The 619-nt window shown below is 70.9% G+C and carries 1 protein-coding gene; it reads left to right on the top strand.

All coding sequences use genetic code 11. The features are described 5' to 3' along the window. Nucleotides 1–146 precede the first annotated feature (146 nt). The coding region (locus AC1D12_RS34855) for an alpha/beta hydrolase family protein (RefSeq protein ID WP_477845606.1) at nucleotides 147–619 on the top strand (473 nt) is incomplete at its 3' end.

Raw genomic sequence — 619 nt, 5'->3', positions numbered from 1 at the left:
AAGTAACCCCGTTCGCCCTGAGCCTGTCGAAGGGTCGGACTGAGCTCGTCGAAGGCCGCGTGCCACTGGCACCAACCCTTCGACGGACGGGTCCTCGACAGGCTCGGCCCCTGCTCAGGGCGAACGAATCGTGGGTGGAGGTGAGCATGGAGACGAGGCAACTCGAGACCGACGACGGCAGCCGGCTGTCGCTGCGCCTGTACCCGTCGGTCGGCGCCGCGAAAGCCGCGGTGCTGATCGGCGGTGCGATGGGCGTTCGCCAGGACTACTACCAGCCGTTCGCGCAATGGCTGGCCGGGCAGGGCTACGCGGTCGCGACCTTCGACTACCGCGGCATGGGCGAGTCGCGCGCGACGCCGTCGCTGCGCGGCCTGAAGGCCGACCTGTTCAGCTGGGCGCGCGACTACGACAGCGCGATCGATGCGCTGCGCGAGGCCGCGCCGGGCCTGCCGCTGTACCTCGTCGGCCACAGCCTGGGCGCGCAGCTGCCCGGCCTGCTGCGCAACCACGCGCAGGTCGACGGCCTGATCTCGGTGGCGGCCGGCAGCGGCTACTGGCGCGACAACGCGCCGCCGCTGCGCCGCATGATCCTGTACTTCTGGTACGTGCTGGTGCCGGT

The sequence above is a fragment of the Rhizobacter sp. P1_G5 genome, from assembly GCF_056405435.1.
The sequence above is the reverse complement of the archived record's forward strand: the minus strand, read 5'-3'. Positions and strand labels throughout refer to the sequence as shown.